This window comes from Meridianimaribacter flavus (assembly GCF_004366715.1).
In the GTDB taxonomy this organism is placed as follows: Bacteria; Bacteroidota; Bacteroidia; order Flavobacteriales; family Flavobacteriaceae; genus Gaetbulibacter_B; species Gaetbulibacter_B jejuensis.
Genome location: NZ_SOQZ01000003.1, coordinates 296,420 through 312,826, shown reverse-complemented (window position 1 = coordinate 312,826; position 16,407 = coordinate 296,420). Strand labels below are relative to the sequence as shown.

At 31.9% G+C, this 16,407-nt stretch carries 17 protein-coding genes; 8 read left to right on the top strand and 9 right to left on the bottom strand.

Annotated elements, in window-relative coordinates; genetic code table 11:
* The 3 genes from cls to A8975_RS08470 all read right to left on the bottom strand — a co-directional run bounded on the left by cls (nt 1) and on the right by A8975_RS08470 (nt 3,117).
* Complete coding sequence (cls, locus tag A8975_RS08480) at nt 1–1,455, bottom strand: cardiolipin synthase (protein ID WP_134199792.1); 1,455 nt, start codon at nt 1,453–1,455, stop codon at nt 1–3.
* Entirely contained in the window at nt 1,455–2,393 is a 939-nt protein-coding gene (locus tag A8975_RS08475) for a lytic transglycosylase domain-containing protein (RefSeq protein WP_134199790.1), read from the bottom strand. Before A8975_RS08475 ends, cls begins: the two co-directional genes overlap by 1 nt.
* A gap of 61 nt (nt 2,394–2,454) precedes the next feature.
* Nucleotides 2,455–3,117, bottom strand: a complete 663-nt coding sequence (locus tag A8975_RS08470; protein WP_134199788.1) for an alpha/beta hydrolase — start codon at nt 3,115–3,117, stop codon at nt 2,455–2,457.
* A 161-nt stretch (nt 3,118–3,278) separates the two neighbouring features.
* Here A8975_RS08470 and A8975_RS08465 point away from each other — a divergent pair, with 161 nt between their 5' ends.
* On the top strand, nt 3,279–3,575 hold the full coding sequence (locus tag A8975_RS08465; RefSeq protein WP_187347861.1) for an N-acetyltransferase: 297 nt from the start codon (nt 3,279–3,281) through the stop codon (nt 3,573–3,575).
* Between the two features lie 58 nt (nt 3,576–3,633).
* On the opposite strand, the gene A8975_RS08460 is transcribed toward A8975_RS08465, so the two are convergent.
* The 3 genes from A8975_RS08460 to mtaB form a co-directional block, all read right to left on the bottom strand.
* On the bottom strand, nt 3,634–4,062 hold the full coding sequence (locus tag A8975_RS08460) for a hypothetical protein (protein ID WP_134199786.1): 429 nt from the start codon (nt 4,060–4,062) through the stop codon (nt 3,634–3,636).
* 159 nt (nt 4,063–4,221) lie between these two features.
* Nucleotides 4,222–4,704, bottom strand: coding sequence for a hypothetical protein (locus A8975_RS08455; RefSeq protein WP_134199784.1), 483 nt, complete (start codon nt 4,702–4,704; stop codon nt 4,222–4,224).
* Nucleotides 4,705–4,797: 93 nt separating this feature from the next.
* The gene (gene mtaB / locus A8975_RS08450) at nt 4,798–6,129 is read right to left on the bottom strand and encodes a tRNA (N(6)-L-threonylcarbamoyladenosine(37)-C(2))-methylthiotransferase MtaB (RefSeq protein WP_131508432.1); all 1,332 of its coding nucleotides are present in this window, start codon (nt 6,127–6,129) and stop codon (nt 4,798–4,800) included.
* A gap of 44 nt (nt 6,130–6,173) precedes the next feature.
* On the opposite strand from mtaB, the gene A8975_RS08445 reads away from it, so the two are divergent.
* Nucleotides 6,174–7,808: an ABC transporter substrate-binding protein gene (locus tag A8975_RS08445; RefSeq protein WP_134199782.1), complete on the top strand. Its 1,635-nt coding sequence runs from the start codon at nt 6,174–6,176 to the stop codon at nt 7,806–7,808.
* On the opposite strand, the gene A8975_RS08440 is transcribed toward A8975_RS08445, so the two are convergent.
* From A8975_RS08440 to A8975_RS08430, 3 genes are all read right to left on the bottom strand, one after another.
* Entirely contained in the window at nt 7,795–8,124 is a 330-nt protein-coding gene (locus tag A8975_RS08440; RefSeq protein WP_134199780.1) for a hypothetical protein, read from the bottom strand. The genes A8975_RS08445 and A8975_RS08440 overlap by 14 nt on opposite strands.
* A gap of 11 nt (nt 8,125–8,135) precedes the next feature.
* On the bottom strand, nt 8,136–9,311 hold the full coding sequence (locus A8975_RS08435; protein ID WP_134199778.1) for a GlmU family protein: 1,176 nt from the start codon (nt 9,309–9,311) through the stop codon (nt 8,136–8,138).
* 137 nt (nt 9,312–9,448) lie between these two features.
* Nucleotides 9,449–9,700, bottom strand: coding sequence for a type B 50S ribosomal protein L31 (locus A8975_RS08430; protein WP_129761299.1), 252 nt, complete (start codon nt 9,698–9,700; stop codon nt 9,449–9,451).
* Between the two features lie 163 nt (nt 9,701–9,863).
* Here A8975_RS08430 and A8975_RS08425 point away from each other — a divergent pair, with 163 nt between their 5' ends.
* The 6 genes from A8975_RS08425 to A8975_RS08400 all read left to right on the top strand — a co-directional run bounded on the left by A8975_RS08425 (nt 9,864) and on the right by A8975_RS08400 (nt 16,406).
* Nucleotides 9,864–10,394, top strand: a complete 531-nt coding sequence (locus A8975_RS08425) for a DUF4199 domain-containing protein (RefSeq protein WP_134199776.1) — start codon at nt 9,864–9,866, stop codon at nt 10,392–10,394.
* A 44-nt stretch (nt 10,395–10,438) separates the two neighbouring features.
* Nucleotides 10,439–11,386: a glycosyltransferase family 2 protein gene (locus A8975_RS08420; protein WP_134199774.1), complete on the top strand. Its 948-nt coding sequence runs from the start codon at nt 10,439–10,441 to the stop codon at nt 11,384–11,386.
* Between the two features lie 84 nt (nt 11,387–11,470).
* A complete protein-coding gene (locus A8975_RS08415) occupies nt 11,471–13,201 on the top strand; it encodes a phospho-sugar mutase (RefSeq protein WP_208325365.1) in 1,731 nt (576 codons plus the stop codon).
* Entirely contained in the window at nt 13,201–15,024 is a 1,824-nt protein-coding gene (locus A8975_RS08410; RefSeq protein ID WP_134199772.1) for an ABC transporter ATP-binding protein, read from the top strand. Before A8975_RS08415 ends, A8975_RS08410 begins: the two co-directional genes overlap by 1 nt.
* 306 nt (nt 15,025–15,330) lie before the next feature.
* Nucleotides 15,331–15,873 carry an RNA polymerase sigma factor gene (locus A8975_RS08405; protein ID WP_134199770.1) on the top strand — a complete coding sequence of 181 codons (543 nt, stop codon included), beginning with the start codon at nt 15,331–15,333 and terminating at the stop codon, nt 15,871–15,873.
* A 32-nt stretch (nt 15,874–15,905) separates the two neighbouring features.
* Entirely contained in the window at nt 15,906–16,406 is a 501-nt protein-coding gene (locus tag A8975_RS08400) for a hypothetical protein (protein ID WP_134199767.1), read from the top strand.
* Nucleotide 16,407: the final 1 nt, after the last annotated feature.

Here is a 16,407-nt window from a genome sequence, read left to right as displayed (position 1 = left end):
TTACAATAAAGGAGCCCAAAGCCTACAAAAAGATTCTTTAAGCCTACTTAATCTAGGTCTTTTTTGCCAGCTTTGTAAAGTTAATTGTTCGCTATCTTTAATATCATCATTAAAAAACTTTTTAAGTGCCTTACTTTGTGTTTCATCATATATTAAAGCATTTATTTCAAAATTGATATTAAAGCTTCTATAATCCATATTAGAAGTTCCTACAGTACAAAAAATGTCATCAACAACTAATGTTTTAGCATGAACAAATCCTTTTTTGTATCGATAAATTTCCACTCCTGCTTCTAATAACGACTCTAAATAAGAGTTTGTAGCGTGTTCAGCAGTCCAAGAGTCTGAATGTTTTGGAATTAACAATTTTACTTCTACACCACTTTTCGCAGCTACTTGCATTGCAGTAATAACTTCATCATTAGGAATAAAATAAGGCGTGGTTATGTACACATATTTTTGCGCAGTAACTATAGCTGTAAAAATAGTCTCCATAATATTTGCCCAATCAGTATCTGGACCACTAGCTGCAATCTGTACTGGCACTTCTTCAGTAACTTCTATTTCAGGAAAAAAGGTTTTAGAAATTGGCAAATCAGTATTAGATACAAAATTCCAAGTGGTTAAAAAGTTTATCTGCAACGGTTTTACTGCTTCACCTTCAATTCTCAGGTGCGTATCTCTCCAATATGAGTTATCAGTTTCGTAGTTTACATAAGTATCAGAAATGTTTATACCTCCTAAATAACCAATACGCCCATCAATAACCACAATTTTTCTATGGTTTCTGTAGTTCATCTTTCCTGTGAATTTTGGAAACAACACAGGCATAAAAGGCGCAAACTCTACTCCACTTTCTTTGAGTTTATTTTTTATTGCTTTTGAAAGCTTGCTTCCTACATCGTCAAAAGTTAATCTTACATTAACACCTTCTATAGCTTTCTCACACAATACATCCAAAACTTGTGTTCCTATTTTATCATCCTTTAGGATATAGTATTCCATGTGGATGTGAGATTGGGCTTGCTCTAAGTCTTTAAGTAATAGTTTAAATTTTTCTTCTCCGTTTTTAATCAGTTTAACTTTGTTGTTGAGCGTTAAAGGCGACTGTTCGCTATTGTAAAGCAACTTTACAAGTTTTACTTTTTCGTCAAGAGTTTGCTTAATTTCTCTCTTTTCTTTGTTATTAAGTTGTAACTCTTTATTGATGTTTTTTACAACTCTTTTATTTAAAATATGTTTTCGGTTGAATATTTTGTTCTTTCGATATTCTTGCCCAAAGAAATAGTAAACTAACAACCCTAAAAAAGGAAAAAAAACCAAAACCATTATATAAGAAATGGTTTTGGTTGGGTTAATATTTTTTAGAAGAATAGTTATTGCAGCAGAAATTGCCACAACATAATTAAGAACAATTAAAATGTTCCAAAAATTGTGCTTAACAAAATCAATCATTAAGGCGTTGTAGGATAGTATCCTTCTTTAGGTATTTCAATAAAATACTGCTTTCTAGAAGCATTGTTAAGATGATCTTCGCGCAACCAAGGATTATGGATTTTCAATATTTTGTAATTGATACCAAACTGTTTTGCAAATCTTGAAAAATCAGTCACCACAGTGTCTACTGACACTTTATAGGTTGGTATATTTTTATACAAATCGTTTTCTTTAAAATTGAATCCGTATTTTTTAGGGTTGCTTAAAATTTCTTTAAGTGCCACAATTCTAAACAGGTAACGTCCTGTTTCTTCACCTAAAAGTAAATCGTAGTAATCCGTTACATCTTGTTCTTTTAATCTTCTAGAAACACCAGCGTTTCCAGCATTGTAAGCAGCAGCAGCCAATGTCCAAGATCCTAATCGTTCTTTAGAGTCTAAAAGGTATTTACAAGCCACTTCAGTAGCTTTTTCTAAATTATAACGTTCATCAACATTATCATTTACCTCAAGTCCATTCTCTCTTCCTGTTGCTTTCATAATTTGCCATACACCTCTTGCTCCAGCAGGAGATACAGCATTTGTTAATCCGCTTTCAATAACTGCTAAATATTTAAAATCGTCAGGAACACCATGTTTTTCCAAAATAGGCTCAATTACAGGAAAATACTTTTCAGCTCTCTTAAACATTAGCAACCCATTAGATTGCCAATACGTATTTACTAAAAGCTCTCTATCCATACGCTCTAAAACATCTGGATCTTCTAATGGAACAGCTTCACCTGCAAACTCCAGATGATCTGGAACTGCTAAAGCATACACATTATAATCATTGATTAATTTTTTCTGTTCTTCTTGTATTGTATTATCAGAAGGTGATTTTTGGGCTGCAAAAATAAAAAGCCCAGACAACGCTATTAAACCTACAGCAGCTAATATATTTTTTAAAGTTTTCATAAGTAACACTTATTTGTTTGACGTTTTTATAAATGTAGAGAAATCTACAATGCTTTCAAAATTAGTTTAATATAAGATTTGGTAAATTTTCGTTAAACCATTTATACTTATTTATAATCATGATATGCGTTCCTCCTTCAATAACTATACAGTCTCCAGAGCACGAATGGTTAAAAACCATGTCTTTATTTCCATGAATATAAATAGCGTTTGGATGTGGTTTTTCTTGTTTCCAGGTAATCACTTGCTCAATTGCCCAATCCAAGTACTTTTTATCATTTACTGAAAGGTATTTTTTATACAGTTCCACTCTTTTCTTTACTGTATTACCAAGAGCGTATTTTGCTAACAACTCTACATTACTCATTAGTTGTGTAGGCAACAATTTATAAGCCTTAGTAAACTTTGCCACCTTCATACGTTTTGGCAACTCGTGTTTAGACTTTACACTTGAAACTACTATTACTTTTTTGCAGTCTATAAATTTGCTCATTTCTTGAACCAAAATACCTCCAAAAGACACTCCAAGAAGCACAATATTTTTATGCTCAATCTTTTTTACCATACGTTTCGCATAGCCTTCCAAAGTTTCATTATCTAGAGGTAACACCCACTCTAACCAATGCATTTCGAATTGGTTTTCAGGAAGCTTAATATACTCAAAAATTGATGGGTTAGCTGCCATACCAGGCATAAAGTAAACATGTATGATATCTTGTTTCATTTTAGAGCTATTGTAGTTTTAAAAATCTTAATAGTTTATTCCATAAGCATTTAACCATCACTATACTTTAATATGTGCGATATTTTTTATAAATTTGCATTGCAAAACTATACAAATTGTAGTTTTTATCCTTACCGACCTTAGATTAAAATTAATTTATTATGATTGATGCAGCTGAACTAATAGACAATGACTTTTTACGTCAATTTGAGCTAAAAATTGATGACCAATTAGCAAAAATTGAATATTCACTCCAAGATCGAAAGATTTTTTTAACAAAACTAATAATTCCAGAATGTATTAACTCTGAAGGGTTTGAAGAGGATTTTTTAAAACTTGTTTTTGAAAACATACAAGAAAGAAATATAAGCGTAGTTCCTACAAGTCCTGAAATTGCAAAATTTATTAGAAGAAATAGACGCTACAAAAAAATGCTACCAGTTGGCATTAGAATATAACTCACAAAAAAAACCGAAGCTTTCACTTCGGTTTTTTTTATTATATGATTTTAAGCATCTAAAAAGTCACATCAAAATTACCACTCTCTATAGTAATCGTTTCGTAACCAACTCCTTCTATATACTTTGACAAAACTCCAGATAATGTTCCTTTGAATGCATTTGAAGTATTAATTTCAATATCACTTGAAATTGTCGCAGGATTATCGACTGTATATTTATCATAACGATAAGTACCATCAACAGTAAGATAGCTAACACTTGCAACAGCTTCATTTCCTACTTCATCTCTCTCTAATGTTATAATAAAATATTTAGAATCATCAGATGAATTTGAAAATGACATTACACGAAAAGATTGTATGTTTTGTACTGCAACATCAAAATCCATTAAGGTATTATCAATTGATATATTAGCATTTTCAATGTTAATACTTCCATCATCATCACTTGAGCATGATGTTAAGGTCAGTACTCCTAAAGTCAAAATACATAAAATAATTTTTTTCATAATCTATAGTTTTTAATTTCACTTGAAATATAGAACACGAAAATCAGCAAAACAATTTGATTAACACACTTTTAATATTAATACTATAAAAAAACCGAAGCTTTTACTTCGGTTTTTTTTATATTTCTCAAGTTGTTACTTAGTGTAAACTTTTATTAAATCTTTGGTTTCAATCACTTCTGTGAAGTCTTCGTTATAAACTTTAACTGCATTTGCATAAACTAAGGTTAGCTGGTTACCTTCAATATACGATTCGTACTCGGTAAACTCTTCTTCAGTAAGCACATTAATAGAACTTATATAACCATCACTACACTCAACATTTACTAAATAGGAATCATCAACCTTAGATACTTTTACTTCATGGTGAAAAGAATCGCTAGAAGTCATAGATTTATTAGTTTCAAACTCTAATGTTTCATTGACGCTACAAACTATTTCATTTAAAATATTTTTGTGCTCTACTCCATCTTTATCCACATCAGTAGAAATACTAATATCATAATTAGTTAATTTCCATATACCAACAAGATTTGAATCGTTATTGCTGTCTTTAGAACAAGAAAATAGTGTAGTAAACGAAATGCAAAGTACTGCAAGTGAGAGTAGGTTTTTCATATGGGACCAATTAATTTGCAGTAAATATATAACCTCTAACAAGTTAGCTATTATAATTTAGATGAAACGCTAAAAATATAAGATTAACAGTATTTAAACCGCTTCCTGATTTATCAAATCAAAACGTACAATACCATCGTCATCAATTTTGGTAAGCTCCACATCGTGAATCGTATTTACTAAATGTGGATTCCAAGGCGATTTTACTTTTACGTAGTTTTCGGTAAACCCATGAATGTAACCTTCTTTATTTTCGCTTTCAAACAATACTTGTCGTTGTGTTCCTATTTGGCTTTCATAAAATGCTCTACGTTTTTTAACCGATAAACCTCGTAACATTTTACTACGCTTTGACCTTACATTTTTAGGAACAACGCCATCCATTTTTGCAGCTTCGGTATTATCTCTTTCAGAATAGGTAAACACATGAAGATACGAGATATCTAAATCTGACAGAAAATTATACGTTTCTAAAAAACGCTCATCAGTTTCACCAGGAAAACCAACAATAACATCAACACCTATACAAGCATTAGGCATAATTTCTCGTATTTTGGCGACTCTATCCACATAAAGTTCTCGCATATAACGACGCTTCATTTTTTTTAGAATATCGTTACTTCCACTTTGTAATGGAATATGAAAATGAGGCACAAAGGCTCTAGACTGCGAAACCAACTCAATAGTTTCATTCTTTAAAAGGTTAGGTTCTATTGAAGAAATACGTAAACGCTCAATACCTTCTACCTTATCAAGTTCGGTTACTAAATCTAAAAACGTATGTTCATGACGCTTGTTACCAAATTCGCCCTTACCATAATCGCCAATGTTAACACCAGTAAGTACAATTTCTTTAATGTCTTTTTCAGAGATTTCTTTGGCATTTTTAATAACATTATCCATGGTATCGCTCCGCGAAATACCTCTAGCTAATGGTATTGTACAGTAAGTACATTTATAGTCGCAGCCATCTTGTACTTTTAAAAATGCTCTTGTTCTATCACCTATAGAATAGGAACCAACATAAAAATCGGCATCGTCAATATCGCAAGAATGCACTTCTCCAAAGTCATTTTTGCTCAGGTCATTAATGTAGTCGGTAATTTTGAATTTTTCGGTAGCACCAAGCACAAGATCAACACCATCAACATCTGCCAACTCCTGAGGTTTTAATTGCGCATAACAACCTACTGCTGCAACAAAAGCTTCTGGATTAGATTTTTGAGCTTGTTTAACTATAGTTTTAAATCGTTTATCAGCATTTTCGGTAACAGAACATGTATTGATAACATATATATCTGCTGTTTCAGAAAAATCAACACGATCAAAGCCTTCATCCTTAAAACCTCTTGCTATAGTAGAAGTTTCAGAAAAATTAAGCTTACAACCCAAAGTGTAAAATGCTACTTTTTTTCTTCCGTTCATTCTTGTACTTTTACCAAGTTGCAAATTTACAACTAATAAATAAAATGGTAAAACGCTTTTTTCTTAGTAGCTCAGAACTACCACACTACATATCAATATGTTGTGCAATTTTTATTCTAATCTCATGTGAAAGCAACAATCAAAGCAATTCAAATTCAGTTTTTAGATACAATGAACATAAAAACATTGGTTCATTAGATCCTGCGTTTTCAAAAGACAATGCCGATATTTGGGCAACTAACCAATTGTTTAACGGTTTGGTACAAATGGATGACAGCCTTAACGTAATACCTTGTATTGCTAAAAACTGGACTGTTACAGACAGCGCAACAACTTACACGTTTAACTTACGAAATGACGTTTATTTTCACAAACACGAGTTGTTTGGAAAAGACTCTACAAGAACTGTTACTGCTCAAGATTTTGAGTACAGTTTAAACCGATTACAAGACAAACAAGTTGCCTCTCCTGGAAGTTGGGTATTAAACAAAGTTGCCAATTTTAAAGCGGTTAACGATACTGTTTTTCAAATACAGTTAAAACAACCTTTTCCTGCTTTTTTAGGATTACTGACTATGAAATATTGTTCGGTTGTTCCTAAAGAAATTGTAGCGCATTATGGTTCTGATTTTAGAAGTAATCCTATTGGAACTGGTCCTTTTAAATTTAAACGTTGGGAAGAAAATATTAAACTCGTATTCAGGAAAAATAATTTGTATTTTGAAAAGGATACAAACGGAAACCAACTTCCGTATTTAGAAGCAGTTGCTATTACATTTTTACCAGACAAACAAAGTGAATTTTTACAATTTGCTCAAGGAAATATTGATTATGTATCTGGTTTAGATGCTTCTTATAAAGATGAAATTTTAACCTCAAAAGGAGAACTTAGAGCTCAATACAAAACAGACGTTGACATCATTAGAGGTCCTTATCTAAATACTGAATATTTAGCGTTTTATTTAGATTCTGAAGTTAGCGAAATTCAATCCAAACTATTACGACAAGCAGTAAATTATGGGTTCGACAGACATAAAATGATGACTTACTTGCGAAATGGTATTGGTATTCCTGCCAATGGTGGATTTATCCCAAAGGGATTACCTGGTTACAACGAACAGACAGGTTACAGTTATCAACCTGAAAAAGCCAAACAACTTATTGATGATTTTAAAGCTGAAACAGGAATTACTCAACCAAGCATTACCATTACAACAACTAGTAATTATTTGAGTTTTTGCGAATATATACAACGTGAACTTCAAAAAGTTGGCCTACAAGTAAATGTAGATGTTATTCCTGCGGCTACTTTAAAAGACGCTAAGGCAAATGGTAAATTAGATATGTTTCGTGCAAGTTGGGTTGCCGATTATCCTGATGCTGAAAACTACCTATCCCTTTACTACAGCAAAAATTTTGCTCCTAATGGTCCAAACTACACACATTTTAAAAATGAATTATTTGACACTTGGTACGAACAAGCTTTTACTGAAACCAATACTAAATCACGTGAAGCACTTTACACCAAAATGGATAGTTTAATCATGCAAGACGCTCCAGTCGTGGTTATGTTTTACGATGAAGTCGTTCGTTTTACAAGAAAAAATGTAAATGGACTAGGGATTAACCCTATTAATTTATTGGAATTAAAAAAGGTGAGAAAAACTACTCTTCAATAGATTTCCCTATAGTTTCAATCTCATCAACTGGTTTGATAGTTGTTTTTTCCCAGTGTCGTTTTAACAAAAAGTGAAACAAATACACCATTGCCACTCCAAATGGTAACGCCAAAAGACCAAGCATTAAGCTATTGTCCCAATCCATTCCAATGTTGAAAATTCCATCTAAAACACCTAAAATTATTCCACCAACAAAGGTTCCAACATAATAACTTAACACACCAATAATGGCAAACAACCATTTGTTTTTATTGTATCCTTCTGCTAACCTATAAAAGTAACGACCTATAAAGTAGATGAGTACTATTCCTAACATATATATTTAATTTATTTAGTTCTATATTTTTGGGTGATTTCAAACACATGCTCTAAAATATCGGCATCTTGTTGTGTAAATTCAATTGACCTTCGTTGCATAACTACCTTTGCAACCTCAAATGCTTTTTTAGTTAGATATGTTGTAAATCCGCTATTTCCTCCCCAACTAAAACTTGGCACAAAATTTCTTGGAAATCCACTACCAAAAATATTTGAACTCACACCAACTACTGTTCCTGTATTAAACATAGTGTTAATACCACATTTGCTATGATCTCCCATCATTAAGCCACAAAACTGCAAGCCTGTTCTTGCAAAACCTTCGGTTTCATAACTCCACAGTCTTACTTCAGCATAATTATTTTTAAGGTTGGAATTATTGGTGTCTGCACCAAGATTACACCATTCTCCTAAAACTGAATTTCCTAAAAACCCATCGTGTCCTTTGTTTGAATATCCGAAAATCACCGAGTTATTTACCTCTCCTCCAACCTTACTATATGGACCAACCGTTGTAGGACCATAAATTTTGGCTCCTAATTTTACAGTAGCATGATCACACAACGCAAAAGGGCCTCTTATAATACTACCTTCCATTATTTCAGCATCTTTACCTATGTAAATTGGGCCATTGGTAGCATTTAAAGTTACAAACTCTAGTTTTGCACCTTCTTCTATAAAAATGTTGCTTGCTTCAATGGTATTGTTACTTGCAGGTATTGGTTGCGATTTTCGACCTTTTGTTAAAAGCTCAAAATCTTCAGCTATAGCATTACCGTTTTTTGAGAAAATATCCCAAGTGTGTTCAACCTTTATAACTTCAGCATTAAACTCAATCGCTTCATAGGTTTCAAAATCCACATCATCTTGCGTGTCTTTAGTAAAAAAAGCGATAACGTCTTCATCCTTAAAAATTGCCTGATTTTCCTCAAGGCTTTTCACCATTTCTGCAAGCTCAAAGTTTGGCACATACGACGCATTAATCATTACATTCTCATCCATTTCAACCATTGGGTATTTATTGGATAAGTAATCTTCGGTTAAAGTTGTGGTAGTATAACCAAGGTACATTTCCCATTTTTCTCTAATGGTTAAAATCCCTACACGTATATCGGCTACTGGTCTTGTATAGGTAAATGGCAACAAACTGTTACGACAAGGACCATCAAAAAGAATATAATTCATAATAAAAGTTTAAAGCTTAAAGTTTAGAGTTGTCTTTTAAAACCTAAACTTTCATTTATCCAAAAGTAACTTAATTGCCTAAAATAAAAAAGCCTTTCAATAGTTGAAAGGCTTTAATAAATATATTTTCGAGAAATTTATTTCTTGAATTTCGCGTATTTGTTTTTAAACTTGTCAATACGTCCTGCTGTATCAACTAATTTAGATTTACCAGTGTAGTATGGGTGAGATGTTCTAGAAATCTCTAATTTTACTAACGGATACTCTACACCATCTACTTCTAAAGTTTCTGTAGTATCTGCAGTTGACTTCGTTAAAAATACATCATCATTAGACATATCTTTGAATGCTACAAGTCTATAATTTTCTGGATGTATACCTTTTTTCATCTCTAATGCTTTATTATCGTTTCGTTTTTTTCGAGGTGCAAATTTAAGCAAATTTTATTATTGTACAATCTTTTTATTGTTTTTTATTTCTTAAAATTCATGTAACGTTTTGTTATCTTTGAATACATATTAGATATATAAACTAATAAATCAACTAAAACTTATGGAAAAATCGATTAAATCTTCATCAATAAACTATGGCTTATACCTTGGTTTATTTCTTTCTACAATAACAGTTTTATTTTATGCTGTTAACCTAGAAATGTTGACTAAATGGTGGTTAGGTATCATATTATTCTTGGTCATCTTAATTTTTGGAATTGTATCTACAGCAAAATCTAAAAGCCTTTTAGGAGGATTTATTTCTTTTAAACAAGCATTTTCCTCGTATTTCATTACAATAGCAATAGGCTTTATTTTAAGTACAGCAGTGAGTGTTTTATTATTTAATGTTATTGATCCTGAAGCTGCTGAAATTTTAAAAGAAAATGTCATTGAAGCTTCTCGACAAATGATGGAAAATTTTGGAGCTCCTCAATCTGAGATTGACAAAGCTATTGCAGAAATGGCTGACCAAAATCAATTTGCTTTAGGAAATCAGCTAAAATCGGTTGCTTTTCAATTAATTTTCTACGCAGTAATTGGATTAATTGTTGCATTGTCAATGAAAAAGAAAGATCCTAACGTAGCTTAAATAATTTCTTTATTTTTGAACGATAGAATTTAGAAATCATTTACATGAACATATCAGTAGTCATACCACTACTTAACGAGAGCGACTCTTTAACAGAATTACATGATTGGATTGCAAATGTTATGCAATCCAATCATTTTTCTTATGAAATTCTATTTATTGACGATGGTAGTACTGATGGCTCTTGGGAGACCATTACATCGTTATCTAATAAAAATCCAAATGTAAAAGGCATTAGGTTTCTTAAAAACTTTGGGAAATCGCAAGCACTACACGCTGGTTTTGAAAAAGCAAAAGGTGAAGTAGTAATTACTATGGATGCCGATTTGCAAGACAATCCTGACGAAATCCCTGAGCTTTACAATATGATTGTTAAAGAGGGTTACGATTTGGTTTCTGGCTGGAAAAAGAAACGCTTCGATTCGGTTATTTCTAAAAATCTACCTTCCAAACTTTTTAATTGGGCTGCACGAAAAACATCAGGCGTAAAATTGCACGATTTTAATTGCGGTTTAAAATCATACAATAATAAAGTTGTAAAAAACATTGATGTTAATGGCGAAATGCACAGATACATTCCTGTGCTTGCCAAAAACGCTGGTTTTACTAAAATTGGTGAAAAAGTGGTGCAACATCAAGCTAGAAAATATGGCGAAACCAAATTTGGAATGGAACGTTTTATTAATGGTTTTCTAGACCTTATCACCATTTGGTTTTTATCGCGTTTTGGTAAACGTCCTATGCATCTTTTTGGCGCACTTGGAGTGATTATGTTTGCCATTGGTTTTGGGTTTGCGCTATACTTAGGAATAGATAAACTCTTTTTAAACCCAACAGGTCGACTCATAACCCAACGACCACAATTTTACATCTCACTAGCCACAATGATTATTGGAACTCAGTTTTTTGTTGCTGGGTTTTTAGGTGAGATTATTTTAAGAAGTAAGCAGGACAAAAAACGCTATTTGGTTAAGGATGAACTAAATTTATAATCCTTTTCTTATAAATTAACGCCTAATTAAACTTTAACATTTACCTAATTGTTTATTTTTGTTATATACAATTTCAGATAACTTATGATTTATATTGAACCAGAATTATTAGAGAGAGTGAACACTTGGTTAACACCAACTTTTGACGATAACACTCAAGAACAGATAAAACATTTAATTGCAACCAACCCAAAAGAGCTTAAAGAATGCTTTTACAAAGACCTTGAGTTTGGTACTGGAGGAATGAGAGGTATTATGGGACTTGGCACTAACCGAATTAACAAATACACGTTAGGAAAAAACACACAAGGACTAAGCAATTACTTAAAACAAGTATTTTCTGGAGAAACTATAAAAGTTGCCATTGCTTATGATTGTAGACACAACAGTAACACTTTTGGTAAAGTTGTAGCAGATGTATTTTCGGCAAACGGAATTCAAGTGTATTTATTTGAAGATTTAAGAGCTACTCCTGAACTTTCATTTACGCTAAAACATTTAGGTTGTCACTGCGGAATTGTACTTACTGCTTCGCACAATCCACCAGAATACAATGGATACAAAGTATATTGGCAAGATGGCGGACAATTAGTACCACCACAAGATGCCGAAATTATTGCTGAAATAAACAAGTTGGATTATTCTGAAATTAAATTTGAAGCAAATACAGATTTAATCGAATACATAGGTGAAGCTATTGACAATGTGTTTATTGATAACTCAGTAAGAAATGGAAGTTTTAACACCTCCACAGAAGCCAGAGAAAACTTAAATATTGTATTTACCTCTTTACACGGAACCTCAATTACTGCTGTTCCTGAAACTCTAAAAAGAGCTGGTTATACAAATGTAAACATAGTTGAAGAACAGCGTCAACCAAATGGTGATTTCCCTACTGTAGCATCTCCAAATCCTGAAGAACCTGAAGCTTTAAAAATGGCTATGGAACTTGCTGAAAAAGTAAATGGAGATATTGTAGTTGGTACTGATCCTGATTGTGACCGCTTGGGTGTTGCTGTAAGAAACCTAGATAATGAATTGGTGATTTTAAATGGTAACCAAACCATGATTTTAATGACTGATTTCTTATTAAAACAATGGAAAAACTCTGGCAAAATCAATGGTAGTCAATTTGTAGGCTCTACAATTGTATCTACTCCTATGATGTCGGTTTTAGCAAATGCTTATGATGTAGAATGCAAAATTGGTTTAACTGGTTTTAAATGGATTGCTAAAATGATTAAAGACTTCCCTAATATGGATTTTATTGGTGGTGGTGAAGAAAGTTTTGGATTCATGGTTGGTGATTTCGTAAGAGACAAAGATGCTGTAACCTCTACCCTTTTAGCTTGTGAAATTGCTGCTCAAGCAAAAGCTGAAGGTAAAACACTATATGAAGCATTAATTGATTTATACGCTGAACATGGATTGTATAAAGAGCGTTTAATATCATTAACCAAAAAAGGAATTGAAGGCGCTCAAGAAATTAAACAAATGATGATTGATGCTAGAGAAAATCCGTTAAAAGAAGTTAATGGCTCAAAAGTAGTTAGAATTGAAGACTACCAATTATCTATTGCAAAAGATGTAAAAAACAATACTGAAGAAGCCATTGATATTCCAAAATCTAACGTATTGATTTACTACACAGAAGATGGTAGTAAAATAGCACTTAGACCAAGTGGTACCGAACCAAAAATTAAGTTTTACATCAGCGTAAACACTACATTAGACAATGTGTCAGACTTTAAAACAGTGGAACAAAAATTGGAATCGAAAATTGACGCCATTGTTGACGACATGAAAATAAATTAATGAATTACTTTAAGCAAATACTTCGCTTTGCGAAACCTTATAAAAGTTATGCTGTACTTAATATTATAAGCAATGTTTTTTATGCATTGTTTGGTACTTTAGCTATGGTTTCACTATTTCCAATGCTTAATGTGTTATTTGATAAAACCAAACAAATAAACACTAAGCCAACTTGGGAAGGCATTTCTAAAATTAAAGATTATTTAGAAAGCTATTTAAATTACTTTGTTACTCAAAAAGCTAATGAAGGACATGACGATGTCCTTATTTTTATGGTAGTTTTGGTAGTAAGTATGTTTTTACTAAAAAACCTGTTTAGCTATTTAGCAATGTACTTTATCACCTTTTTAAGAAACGGTGTTTTAAAAGACATAAGAAATGAATTGTATGACAAAGTGGTAGATTTACCTATCGCTTATTTTTCTGAAAAACGAAAAGGAGATACTATTGCTAGAATAACAACTGATGTTCAAGAAATACAAACTTCATTCTTGTCGATACTAGAACTTATTGTTAGAGAACCGTTAATGATACTGTTTACAATCATTACCATGTTTCTCATTAGTGCTAAACTCACGTTGTTTGTTTTTATTTTTATTCCTGTTTCTGGTTTTATTATTTCCAGAATTGGAAAAAGCTTAAAAAAACGTTCTGACAGAGTTCAAAGTGAACAAGGTCAATTACTATCTATCATTGAAGAAACTCTTGGTGGACTTAAAGTGATTAAAGGTTTTAACTCTCAAAAAATATTTGGCGAAAAGTTTAAAGAATCTACAACACGATTCAACAAGTTTTCAAATAACCTACTTAACCGTCAAAATTTAGCATCGCCAACTAGTGAGTTTTTAGGTATTTTGGTTATTTCTATTCTACTATGGTATGGAGGACAAATGGTATTAATTGATGGTAGCTTAGAGGCTGGTTTATTTATTGTTTATATGGGATTAGCATACAATATTTTAACACCTGCAAAGGCAATAAGCAAAGCAAGCTATAGTGTAAAAAAAGGAAATGCTGCTGCCGAACGAGTACTGGAAATTCTAAACACACCTTCTCCACTTGAAGATAAACCTAACGCCAAAAACAAATCAGATTTTAATTCTGAAATAGCGATAAACGATGTGTCTTTTAAATATGAAGACGATCTAGTACTTAAAAACTTTTCCATTAAAGTACCTAAAGGCAAAACCATTGCTTTAGTTGGGCAATCAGGTAGCGGAAAATCTACAATTGCTAATCTTGTAACTCGTTTTTATGATGTTACTAAAGGTAGCATTGAAATTGATGGTGAAAACATTAAAGACCTTACTAAAAAATCGTTGAGAAACCTTATGGGATTGGTTACTCAAGATTCAATATTATTCAACGAGTCTGTAAAAAATAATATTCTTCTTGGTAAAAAAGATGCTACTGATGAAGAAATTATTGAAGCCTTAAAGGTAGCTAATGCTTGGGAGTTTGTTAAAGATTTACCTAACGGAATAGACACCAACATTGGCGACTCTGGAGGAAAATTATCTGGTGGTCAAAAACAACGTTTAAGCATTGCAAGAGCAGTCTTAAAAAATCCACCTATCATGATTTTAGACGAAGCAACTTCTGCCCTTGATACAGAAAGCGAACGCTTAGTACAAGTTGCACTAGAAAACATGATGAAAAACAGAACGTCAATTGTTATAGCGCATAGATTATCAACCATTCAAAATGCCGATGAAATTATAGTAATGCAAAAAGGTGAAATTGCCGAACAAGGCAAACACAATGAGCTTATTGCTTTAAATGGTGTTTACAAAAAACTTGTGGATATGCAGAGTTTTGAATAAGCTACTATTTCACTTAAAATAAATAAGTAAATATAAAAGGGATACATCTATTTAGGATGTATCCCTTTCTTTATATTACCAGATTTGGGGACACTGGCAATAAGCTAGTAGGTTAGGTGATGTAAACATAAAACAAAAATTCTTACAAAGCAAGAAAAAAATGCATTTCGTCGTAATAAAGTTACACTTAATCGATAAAAATTATATTAACATATTGCAAATCAGTATTTTAAATTTTAAAATAAAAAACCACTTTTTTTAATTAAACTTTTCATATTTTCAAAAGTCTAAATAATAAACTTATAAGTGACTGACGAAAAAGAGCTATTACTTAGATTAAGAACTGAAAACACCAAAGAACAAGCCTTTAAAGAATTACTATCGCTTTACAAGGAACGCTTATATTGGCATATTCGAAAAATTGTGATTTCACACGATGATGCTGATGATGTACTTCAAAATACATTTATAAAAGTGTATAAGAACATTCATAATTTTAAAGGAGATAGTAAATTGTTTTCATGGATGTATCGTATCGCTACCAACGAATCTATAACTCATTTAAACAAAAATGCGAAACACCTTCAAATTAGTAATGAGGAGCTTCAGCAACACTCAATTTCCAATTTAAAAGCTGATGTATACTTTGAAGGAGACGATATACAATTAAAATTACAGCAAGCCATTGCAACGTTGCCTCAAAAACAACAACTTGTATTCAATATGAAATATTTTGATGATATAAAGTACAAAGACATGGCTGAAATACTAGACACAAGTGAAGGAGCATTAAAAGCATCATACCATATTGCAGTAAAAAAAATAGAAGACTACCTAACCTCGAATTAAACCTTTTGAGTATATTTTAGTCAAATAAACAAATGAAAAACAAAAAATTAGAACATATAAAAACAACTGGCTTTAAAACTCCAAAAAACTATTTTGAAGGTTTAGACGACTCTATACTGAATCAAGCTAAGCTATCTTCAAAAATAGATACTAATGGATTTAAAGCACCTGAGTCTTACTTTGAAAATTTAGATGTAAAGGTGTTAGATGCTGTAAAAACGCAACCAGAAACCAAAGTTATAAAGTTGTTTAATTGGAAAAAAGCAGCATCAGTTGCAGCAATAGCAGCATGTATGGTTTTAGCTTTTAATTTGTTTTTTGGTTCTGAAGACCAAATAAGTTTTGATGACCTAGAGCTAACATCTATTGAAAGCTACATTAGTGAAGAAGATTTTACCAATGAGGACTTTGCTTCTTTAGTTACCAATGATGATATTAGCATTTACGACTTTTCGGAACTATCAATAACCGAAAACACCCTTGAAAATTATATTATTGAAAATACAACTGTTGAAGATTTAATTACTGATTAAT

Bases quoted from the DNA above. Each gene is read 5' to 3' on its own strand.
- cls (WP_134199792.1), bottom strand. From the start codon at position 1,455: ATGATTGATTTTGTTAAGCACAATTTTTGGAACATTTTAATTGTTCTT.
- A8975_RS08475 (WP_134199790.1), bottom strand. From the start codon at position 2,393: ATGAAAACTTTAAAAAATATATTAGCTGCTGTAGGTTTAATAGCGTTG.
- A8975_RS08470 (WP_134199788.1), bottom strand. From the start codon at position 3,117: ATGAAACAAGATATCATACATGTTTACTTTATGCCTGGTATGGCAGCT.
- A8975_RS08465 (WP_187347861.1), top strand. From the start codon at position 3,279: ATGATTGATGCAGCTGAACTAATAGACAATGACTTTTTACGTCAATTT.
- A8975_RS08455 (WP_134199784.1), bottom strand. From the start codon at position 4,704: ATGAAAAACCTACTCTCACTTGCAGTACTTTGCATTTCGTTTACTACA.
- mtaB (WP_131508432.1), bottom strand. From the start codon at position 6,129: ATGAACGGAAGAAAAAAAGTAGCATTTTACACTTTGGGTTGTAAGCTT.
- A8975_RS08445 (WP_134199782.1), top strand. From the start codon at position 6,174: ATGGTAAAACGCTTTTTTCTTAGTAGCTCAGAACTACCACACTACATA.
- A8975_RS08440 (WP_134199780.1), bottom strand. From the start codon at position 8,124: ATGTTAGGAATAGTACTCATCTACTTTATAGGTCGTTACTTTTATAGG.
- A8975_RS08435 (WP_134199778.1), bottom strand. From the start codon at position 9,311: ATGAATTATATTCTTTTTGATGGTCCTTGTCGTAACAGTTTGTTGCCA.
- A8975_RS08430 (WP_129761299.1), bottom strand. From the start codon at position 9,700: ATGAAAAAAGGTATACATCCAGAAAATTATAGACTTGTAGCATTCAAA.
- A8975_RS08425 (WP_134199776.1), top strand. From the start codon at position 9,864: ATGGAAAAATCGATTAAATCTTCATCAATAAACTATGGCTTATACCTT.
- A8975_RS08420 (WP_134199774.1), top strand. From the start codon at position 10,439: ATGAACATATCAGTAGTCATACCACTACTTAACGAGAGCGACTCTTTA.
- A8975_RS08415 (WP_208325365.1), top strand. From the start codon at position 11,471: ATGATTTATATTGAACCAGAATTATTAGAGAGAGTGAACACTTGGTTA.
- A8975_RS08410 (WP_134199772.1), top strand. From the start codon at position 13,201: ATGAATTACTTTAAGCAAATACTTCGCTTTGCGAAACCTTATAAAAGT.
- A8975_RS08400 (WP_134199767.1), top strand. From the start codon at position 15,906: ATGAAAAACAAAAAATTAGAACATATAAAAACAACTGGCTTTAAAACT.